Genomic DNA, 7,865 nt, shown 5'->3' with positions numbered 1-7,865 from the left:
GAGCGCTTGCATGGCATGCAAGAGGTCAGCGGTTCGATCCCGCTTACCTCCACCAAAAGCTCAGGCTGCGGTGGCGCTGTTCGAGAGAGGCAGAAGGTTCAGTCCCCTTCGTCTAGAGGCCTAGGACACCACCCTTTCACGGTGATTACAGGGGTTCGAATCCCCTAGGGGACGCCAAGTTTCGGAGGCACTTGTGCAGCGACGCATGTCGACGCAGAAGCCGCCGGCCACGGGGAGTGGTAGTTCAGTTGGTTAGAATACCGGCCTGTCACGCCGGGGGTCGCGGGTTCGAGCCCCGTCCACTCCGCCAGAAAAAAGCAAGGGGTTGGCTTTCACGAGCCAACCCCTTCGTCTTTTGCGGCGTCGGTGGGTGCGATCGCCGATGCCAGCGCGTGCGACCCGACGCGCGCGAAGCGCCGCGCGGCTGCGTCGTGATCCCAGCGCTCGATCACCGCGCGGCGCGGCGTGGCCTCGACGCGGATCACGTTGACCGAGTTGCCCGCCTCCGGTCGCACGCGACGGCTGATCGCCGTGCCTGCCTGCGCCACCCACAGAGTCCGCGGCTCGGCCTTGCCATTCGTCTGCGCAGGCCCCGGCAGCTGCAGCACGTAGGGCAGATGGATGTGGCCGCCGACGACGAGATCGGCACCTGCCTCGCGCCAGCGCCGCAGCGCCGCTTCATGCCCCCGCGCGAGGTTCTTCAGATCCTTGGTCAGCGTCACGGCCAGCGGCTGGTGCACGACGACGATGCGCCATTGCGTGCGTGTCGCCGACGACAGCTGCGTCGCCACGCGCTCGATCTGGGCCGCCGAGACCGCACCGTCCTGGTGGCGGTACCAGCGCGTGGTGTTGACGCCGAGCACGAGCGCGTCGCCGTTCTCGAAGCGGGGCTCGAGGTCGTCGCCGAAGGCCGCGGCGTAGCGCGCGTACGGCCTCAGGCTGCGCGCCACCACGTCGAACAGCGGGATGTCGTGATTGCCCGGGATCGCCACGCACGCCGGAACGCCGAGCCGATCGACGAAGGCCCGCGCGGCGGCGAACTGCGCGCGCGTGGCCCGCTGCGTAATGTCGCCCGACAGCAGCAGCACGTCGGGTCGCAGCTCGGTGGTCAGGCGCTCCAGGGCGACGACCACCGACGCGTCTTCGGTCCCGAAGTGAGGATCCGAGACCTGCAGCAGGACCGTCATGTCGCGGGGCCGTCGGACGTCGCCTCGGAATCGGCCGGGCCGATCAGGTCCAGGCTGACGGGCGACACCGCGAACTCGAGCGGCAGGCGCAGCCACACGATCTCGCCGTCGGTCGCCACCTTGACGCGACGCCGGCGAAAGGGACGCGCCGAGCGCACCGTCAGCCGCCGGAAGCCGATGCTCGTCACCTGTTCGGCTTCGCCCAGGCGACCGAGCGCACCGCGCAGCAGCAGGCCGAGCCAGGCCAGCCGACCCGCCGGGCGCACGGTGATCGCGGCCAGCTGGCCGGCCTCGATCGCGCTGGCCTCCGGCAGTCCCAGCTGCTCGAGCTGCAGCGCGTTGTTGGCGACGAAGAGCGTCGGCGTGCGCACCTCGGTCGCGCGGCCGTGAACCTCCATCTCGACGCGCAGGTTGCGATGAGCTCGCAGCACGGTCATCAGGCCGGCCCAGAACGCGACCAGCCGGCTGCGCCCCCACTGGCGCTTCAGCGCTTCGCGGTCCTCCAGCAGCTTCGGGTAGAGGCCCAGGCTGGCGTTGACAAGGAACACGCGCTCGTTGACCAGTCCGACCTGCGCCGGTCGCACCCGGCCCGACAGCAGCAACTGCATCGCTTCATGCGTGTCGGCGGGAATGCCGGTGGCGCGGCTGAAGTAGTTGAAGGTGCCCTGCGGCAGCACGCCGAAGCGGCAGCCGCTGCCCAGCGTGGCCTGCGCCACGGCGTTGATCGTGCCGTCGCCCCCGGCCGCCACGACGATGCCCTCGTCGGCGCGCGCGCGGCGGACCGCGTCGGCCGCGATCTCGGCGATGCGACGCGGGTCCTCCACCATCAGCAGGTGCAGCGTGCGGCCTGCCTCGGCGCAACGCGCCTCGATGAGGGCTCGTGTCTCGGCCGCGTCGCCGTGGCCGGAGCCGAGGTTGAAGACGATGAACAGCGGCGACGAGGACGGCGGCGTCACGGGGCGGCGGCGTGCGGAGCGCCTCAGCCCTGGCGCAGCGAGGGCAGCAGCCGCTCGGCCGCCGGGATGTCGGCGTCGCCGTCGATCTCGGTGGCGATCTGGGTGCAGACCGCGCGGCACAGCGTGGCGGCGCGCTGGCTCTGCAGCCGGTAGAAGATCTGCGTGCCGTCGCGGCGCTTGCCCAGGATGCCGGCGCGGTACAGCGTGGCGAGGTGCTGCGACATGTTGGGCTGCGTCGCGTCGATCTCGGACAGCAGCTGCGACACGTTCTTCTCGCCGTTGCACAGCGCGCTGATCAGGCGCAGGCGGATCGGCGTGGACAGCAGCGCGAACAGCTCGGCTGCGCTGCTGAAGACCTGCTCCGATTCGTCCTGGCTCACCCTGCGCTCCTGCGTGCTTCGCTGGCCTCGATGGTAGCGGCTGAGGCTTTCACTTGAAGCGGTAGTGGTCGCGCTGCAGCACCGCGGCGATCGCCGTCACCTCGTCGGGAAAGAGACCGAGGTTCATCTCGGTGTTGCAGTGCTCCACCATGCCGCGCAGCAGCCCCGGCGTGCTGATGCGTCCGGCGGGCCGGTAGATGGCCGAGCCGTCGCCACCGACCTTGGCGACATGGCAGGCGGTGCACTTGTGCTCCTGCATCAGCCTGCTGCCCAGCGCCAGATCGGCGTCCTTGAAGATCGCGACGCCCTGCGCGGCGGCCGTGCCGGCGCCGGTCAGCAGCATCAGGCCCAGGGCCGGCAACCACGGCATGCGCATCGTCTTCTCCTCGATGGTGAAGCGACATCCTAGTCGCGCTCCTGCTCCATCAGCAGGTAGGTGTTGTAGGCGTTCATCCGGTTGGCCGGCCCGAAGAGCGGCAGCGTCTCGTAGCGCGACCAGTCGGCCCTGCGGTAGGCCTCGTCGAAGGGCTCCAGGTTGCGGGCCGCCTCGCCCATCGTCGTGCGCAGGTGCGCGAGGTAGTCGCGCGTCAGGCGGATGTCGTCGGCGGGCTGCCGGGACGGTGGCCCGTGGCCCGGCAGCATCACGCGCGCGTCGAAGGCCAGCAGCCGGTCCAGCGCGGCGATCCAGCGACGGCTGTCGGCCTGGCCGACGAAGGGGATGCGGCCGCGGAACACCAGATCGCCGGCGAACAGCACGCGCTCCTGCGGCACGTGGACGACCATGTCCTCCGGCGTGTGCGACGGCCCCACCGCACGCAGCTGGAACTCGACGCCGCCGATGCGCAGGTCGGTGTCGCCGTCCAGCCAGCGGTCGGCCGGGACCAGCCGCGTCGCCTCGTCGATCCACGGGAACAGGTCCTGGCGACTGGCCTCGAGCCGCCGCAGCGCCGTGTCGGACTGCAGGTAGTCCTGCGCCCGGCGCTGCGCGACGATGCTCGCGCCCGCGGCCCTGAAGACCTGCAGGCCGTAGATGTGATCGGCGTGGTAGTGGGTCACCAGCACGTGGCTCACCGGCTTGGGCGTGATGCGCGCGATGCGCTGCAGCAGCAAGGTGGCCAGGGCCGGCGAGCCCAGCGCGTCGATCACGACGACCGAGTCCGCGGTCACGACGAAGCCCGCGTTCGATATGAAGTTCTGGTTCGCCGCCGAGCCGAGCGCCGCCTGCCCCTGCACGAAGTAGCTGTGCGGTGCGACCGGCTCGACCGGCATGTCGACCGTCGCCGCGACGGGCTGGGCCCGTGCCGTCGCGAGCGTCAGCGCGACGACCGTCGCCGCGAGGGCCGGTCTGGCGAGGCAGCGCATCGGCGCTCCGCGCGGCTAGAACTCCAGCGCGTCGGCGATCGTGGCGATGCCGGCTTTCGCGCAGGCATCGTCGGCGTCGCCGCCCGGCGCGCCGGACACCGCGATCGCACCGACCACCGAGCCGGCCGACTCGATCACCAGCCCGCCGCCGGCGGCCACCACCCGCGGCTGGCCGCGCAGGCCGCTCATGGTCTTGCCGGCCTGGGTCTCGGCCGCCAGCGTCGTCGTCGAGAGACGGAAGCTCGCCGCGGTCCAGGCCTTGTCGACCGCGATCTGCACCGTGTGCGCGCCGGCGAAACGGTCGCGCAGGAAGACCTGCGGCAGGCCGGCGCGGTCGACGACCGCGACGCCGACCTGGTAGCCGGCCTTGCGGCAATGCTCGAGCGCGGCGCGCGCGGCGGCCAGTGCCGTCTCGGGCGTCAGCGACCGGGTCGAGAACGTGCCCGCGGCCGGCTGGGCCTGCACCGGCAGCGCCAGCGCGACCAGCGCCGCCAGCACGCCCAGGCGATCAAGGCTTGATGTACGCATAGCCCTGCAGCTGCATCTTCGTCAGCCGCACCACGCCCGAGGGCGTGAACTCGGCCTCCTGGATGAACTGCTCCTTCTTCAGGTTGCGGTTCTTCAGCGTGATCTCGCAGATCTCGAACTTGACGCCGCGGCTGGCCAGCGCCGACACGATGGCCGCGTAGTCGCCGCCGTTCGGATCCTTGGCGCCCTCCATCAGGAAATCGACGCCGTTCGCGTGCGTCACCACCCAGATCTGCGCGGTCGGGTCGGTGTCGAGGTGGTTGCGGATGTTGCGCAGCGTCGCCAGCGCCTGGGTCCTGGCATCGTTGACGTGATAGGCCACCTTGTCCTGGGCCCATGCGGCCGGCGCGGTCACGGCGGCGGTCAGGGCGAGCAGGGCGGCGGCGATCCACTGGCGGGGCTTCATGACGGTCTCCTCGGGATGCGATCGGGTCCGACGCCACTCAGGCGACGCCGGGGTTGCCGGCCATGCCGATCAGCCGCGGCACGTTCGGCCGGCGCGGCGTGACGCGACCCTTGGCGCGGAGCCAGGATTCGACCACGTCCCACACCATCGGGTGGCCGGCGGTGCTGGCCTCCTGTGCCACCGGCGCCCAGCCGGCGACCTTGTAGCGCTTGCCGGCGTCGATCGGCTTGCCGCCGAGACGCAGGTCCTGGATGCGCCGGCCCATCGATGCCGTCGGCTCGATCGCATAGCGCAGCCCGCCGACGCGCACCATGTCGCCGCCCTGCTGGTAGTAGGGGTCGGGGTTGAAGAGGTTGTCGGCCACGTCCTCGAGGATGGTCTTGATCGTCTCGCCGCTCATCTCGGTGACGGTGGCGTACGAATAGGTCGTCGCGACCTGGTCCATCATCAGTTCGCGCGTGATGGCGTCGCCGGGCAGCAGGCTGGTGCCCCAGCGGAAGCCCGGCGAGAACGCGATCTCCGCGCCCTGCGCCTCCATCAGCGCGTCGCACAGCAGCTGGTCCCAGGCGCCGTTGAAGTTGCCGCGGCGGTAGAGCAGCCCGTCGGTGACGGCCAGCTTCTCGGCCAGCCGGTCCTTGTAGGGCGCGCGGATCCTGTCGATCAGCGCCTGCATCTCGGCGTCGGCCGGCAGCTGGTCGGCGAACACCGGCAGCAGCTTGTAGCGGTAGTCGGCCAGCCTGCCGTTCTTCACGTCCAGATCCAGCACGCCCAGGAACTTGGTGTTCGAGCCGGCGTTGGTCACCAGCGTCTTGCCGCCGGCGTTGTCGACGACCACGGGCACCGGCACGCCGTCGTGCGTGTGGCCGCCCAGGATGGCGTCGATGCCGCGCACGCGGCTGGCCATCTTGAGGTCGACATCCATGCCGTTGTGCGACAGCACGACCACGAGCTGCGCGCCTTCGGCCCGCGCTGCGTCGACGGTCTTCTGCATCTGCTCGTCCTGGATGCCGAAGCTCCAGTCGGCGACCAGGTAGCGCGGGTTGGCGATCGGCGTGTAGGGGAAGGCCTGGCCGATGATCGCGAGCTTCACGCCGCCCACCTCGCGCAGTGCATAAGCCTTGAACACCGGGTCGCCGAAGTCGGCGGTCCTGACGTTCTGCGCGACGAAGTCGATGCGGCCCTTGAAGTCCTGGTCGACGACCTGCTGCACGCGCTCCTGGCCGTAGGTGAACTCCCAGTGCCCGGTCATCACGTCCACGCCCAGCAGCTTGCAGGCGTCGACCATGTCCTGGCCCTTCGTCCACAGCGAAGTGGCCGATCCCTGCCAGGTGTCGCCGCCGTCCAGCAGCAGCGCGCCCGGGCGGCTGGCCTTCAGGCGCTTGACCAGCGTGGCCAGGTGCGCGAAGCCGCCGACTCTGCCGTAGCGGCGCGCGGCCTTCTCGAAGTCGAGGTAGGTGTAGGCATGCGCCAGCGCCGTGCCGGGTCGCAGCCCGGCAGCCTTCAGCAGTCGCTCGCCGACCAGGTGCGGCAGCTTGCCGCTCATCGCGCCGACGCCCAGGTTCACGCTCGGCTCGCGAAAGCGCACCGGCAGCAACTGCGCATGGCAGTCCGTCATGTGCAGCAGCGAGACGTTGCCGAAGGGCGGCAGGTCGTAGAGCCCGGCGGCCGCCGTGGCCGCGTCGGCCTCGGCGTGGCGGCCCAGCGCCAGGCCGGCCGTCGCGGCCGCGCCCAGCACCTGCAGGAATTCGCGCTTGCCGAGCGTCACTGGTTCACCGGCGACTTCGGATCCAGCAGCAGCGCCATCACGTGGCGGATCTGGTCCTCGGTCAGCAGGCCGGCGTGACCGAAGCGCGGCATGTTGGAGCAGGCCGCGTAGGCCTTGCTGTTCCACAGCTTGGCCCAGGTGTACTGGACGATGGGTGCACTGGCGGTGCTGGTCGGGTCCGACACGCCGCGCAGCTTGCCGTAGTTGTAGAGGCTGGGGCCGATGGTGCCGAAGGACAGCTCGGCCTTGCCGACCTGATGGCAGTTGTAGCAGCTGCCGCCGTTGGCGCTGCCGGCCGCGTCGGTCCAGGTGCTGCCGCGACCGTTCTGGGCCAGCTTCTCGCCTTCCTTCCAGTCGCCGAGGTACTGTCCGCCGGCCGGCCACTTGATGCTGGCCAGTGCGGCGTCCTGGATGCGCGTGGCGACCTCCGCGCCGGGTGGCTTGTCGGACGAGCAGGCCTGCTGGCCCAGGTCCTGGTTCAGGCGGTCGACCTTGGCGATGCCCTGGTCGCGGAACGAGCCCTTGATGACGGCGAGCGCGCGGGCGTCGAGCTCCTGCGACGACGGCAGGCCGGCGCAGCCGGCGGCCAGCAGTGCCAGACCGGCGGCCACGAGCGAAGTGCGGTGGTTCATCGCGATATCCCTCAGCGCTTGATGGAAGGCGCGATCGACTCGGCGCCCTTGGCGTTGACGCCCATGTACACACCGAGCGCGATCGTCACGTCGGAGGCGTAGCCGGGGAAGGGAAAGCGCTGCTGCCGGTAGCAGTCGTTGAGCCGCCGCTGCATGCTCCACAGCTCGCCGCTCGAGACGCGATAGGCCGGCCAGGCCGCGAAGCCGATGCCGTCGCCCGGGTTCTTCGTCAGGTCGGGCAGGTCCTGCAGGCGCACCCGCTTGCCGGGGCCGTCGTGGCAGGACGCGCACGAGAAGTCCATCGGCCCGCCGCGGTAGAAGAACGCGCGCTTGCCGACCTCGTACATGACCTTCTCTTCGACGTGCGACTGCGGCAGGTTCATCTTCATGCCGCGCGACGCAGCCGACACGTAGGCGGCCAGCGCCTCCATGTTGGCCTGCTCGCCGCGGCCGAAGGGCGTCTTCGCGATCTCGGCGGCGTCCAGCCCCTGCAGCGTCGACATGCACGTCAGCAGCCGCGACTCCAGGTCCTGCACCCGCTGCGTGTCGCCGAACCAGCGCGGCATCTCGACCCACGCGCCCTTGACGACGCCAGGCCCCTTGCCCAGATCGCACCGCTCGAGCGAGGCGTTCTTCGGCCCGCGCTTCT

General features: G+C 70.6%; 10 protein-coding genes and 2 tRNA genes. 2 read left to right on the top strand and 10 right to left on the bottom strand.

All coding sequences use genetic code 11. From position 1 onward, the window contains the following. Nucleotides 1–101: 101 nt before the first annotated feature. A tRNA-Glu gene (locus QZV97_RS19905) sits at nucleotides 102–177 on the top strand. Nucleotides 178–233: 56 nt separating this feature from the next. Then, nucleotides 234–310: transfer RNA gene (locus QZV97_RS19900), tRNA-Asp, on the top strand. A gap of 22 nt (nucleotides 311–332) precedes the next feature. Here QZV97_RS19900 and QZV97_RS19895 read toward each other — a convergent pair. The 10 genes from QZV97_RS19895 to soxA all read right to left on the bottom strand — a co-directional run. Beyond that, nucleotides 333–1,187: a metallophosphoesterase gene (locus tag QZV97_RS19895; RefSeq protein WP_295646932.1), complete on the bottom strand. Its 855-nt coding sequence runs from the start codon at nucleotides 1,185–1,187 to the stop codon at nucleotides 333–335. Beyond that, complete coding sequence (locus tag QZV97_RS19890; protein WP_295646929.1) at nucleotides 1,184–2,143, bottom strand: diacylglycerol kinase family protein; 960 nt, start codon at nucleotides 2,141–2,143, stop codon at nucleotides 1,184–1,186. The genes QZV97_RS19895 and QZV97_RS19890 overlap by 4 nt, the downstream gene beginning before the upstream one ends. A 23-nt stretch (nucleotides 2,144–2,166) precedes the next feature. Beyond that, complete coding sequence (locus QZV97_RS19885; protein WP_295646926.1) at nucleotides 2,167–2,523, bottom strand: metalloregulator ArsR/SmtB family transcription factor; 357 nt, start codon at nucleotides 2,521–2,523, stop codon at nucleotides 2,167–2,169. A 49-nt stretch (nucleotides 2,524–2,572) separates the two neighbouring features. Next, nucleotides 2,573–2,899, bottom strand: a complete 327-nt coding sequence (locus tag QZV97_RS19880; RefSeq protein ID WP_295646923.1) for a hypothetical protein — start codon at nucleotides 2,897–2,899, stop codon at nucleotides 2,573–2,575. A 29-nt stretch (nucleotides 2,900–2,928) separates the two neighbouring features. Continuing rightward, nucleotides 2,929–3,792: an MBL fold metallo-hydrolase gene (locus QZV97_RS19875; RefSeq protein WP_295646935.1), complete on the bottom strand. Its 864-nt coding sequence runs from the start codon at nucleotides 3,790–3,792 to the stop codon at nucleotides 2,929–2,931. Nucleotides 3,793–3,900: 108 nt separating this feature from the next. After that, complete coding sequence (locus QZV97_RS19870; RefSeq protein ID WP_295646920.1) at nucleotides 3,901–4,413, bottom strand: heme-binding protein; 513 nt, start codon at nucleotides 4,411–4,413, stop codon at nucleotides 3,901–3,903. Next, nucleotides 4,394–4,819, bottom strand: a complete 426-nt coding sequence (locus QZV97_RS19865; protein WP_295646917.1) for a DsrE family protein — start codon at nucleotides 4,817–4,819, stop codon at nucleotides 4,394–4,396. Before QZV97_RS19865 ends, QZV97_RS19870 begins: the two co-directional genes overlap by 20 nt. Nucleotides 4,820–4,856: 37 nt before the next feature. Then, nucleotides 4,857–6,584, bottom strand: a complete 1,728-nt coding sequence (gene soxB, locus QZV97_RS19860) for a thiosulfohydrolase SoxB (RefSeq protein WP_295646914.1) — start codon at nucleotides 6,582–6,584, stop codon at nucleotides 4,857–4,859. Continuing rightward, nucleotides 6,581–7,216 (bottom strand): sulfur oxidation c-type cytochrome SoxX, encoded by a 636-nt coding sequence (soxX, locus tag QZV97_RS19855; RefSeq protein ID WP_295646911.1) that lies wholly within the window; start codon nucleotides 7,214–7,216, stop codon nucleotides 6,581–6,583. The genes soxB and soxX overlap by 4 nt, the downstream gene beginning before the upstream one ends. An 11-nt stretch (nucleotides 7,217–7,227) precedes the next feature. Next, nucleotides 7,228–7,865 (bottom strand): sulfur oxidation c-type cytochrome SoxA (gene soxA / locus QZV97_RS19850; RefSeq protein WP_295646909.1); only part of this gene is annotated, 638 nt, incomplete at its 5' end.

This window comes from uncultured Methylibium sp. (assembly GCF_902826655.1).
Taxonomy (GTDB): Bacteria; Pseudomonadota; Gammaproteobacteria; order Burkholderiales; family Burkholderiaceae_C; genus Methylibium.
This window is presented reverse-complemented; position numbering and strand designations above follow the sequence as displayed.

What these genes read in the sequence shown, in the direction of transcription:
- soxX (WP_295646911.1), bottom strand. Translation starts at nt 7,216, where the DNA reads ATGAACCACCGCACTTCGCTCGTGGCCGCCGGTCTGGCACTGCTGGCC.
- QZV97_RS19870 (WP_295646920.1), bottom strand. Translation starts at nt 4,413, where the DNA reads ATGCGTACATCAAGCCTTGATCGCCTGGGCGTGCTGGCGGCGCTGGTC.
- QZV97_RS19895 (WP_295646932.1), bottom strand. Translation starts at nt 1,187, where the DNA reads ATGACGGTCCTGCTGCAGGTCTCGGATCCTCACTTCGGGACCGAAGAC.
- QZV97_RS19875 (WP_295646935.1), bottom strand. Translation starts at nt 3,792, where the DNA reads ATGCCGGTCGAGCCGGTCGCACCGCACAGCTACTTCGTGCAGGGGCAG.
- QZV97_RS19865 (WP_295646917.1), bottom strand. Translation starts at nt 4,819, where the DNA reads ATGAAGCCCCGCCAGTGGATCGCCGCCGCCCTGCTCGCCCTGACCGCC.
- QZV97_RS19880 (WP_295646923.1), bottom strand. Translation starts at nt 2,899, where the DNA reads ATGCGCATGCCGTGGTTGCCGGCCCTGGGCCTGATGCTGCTGACCGGC.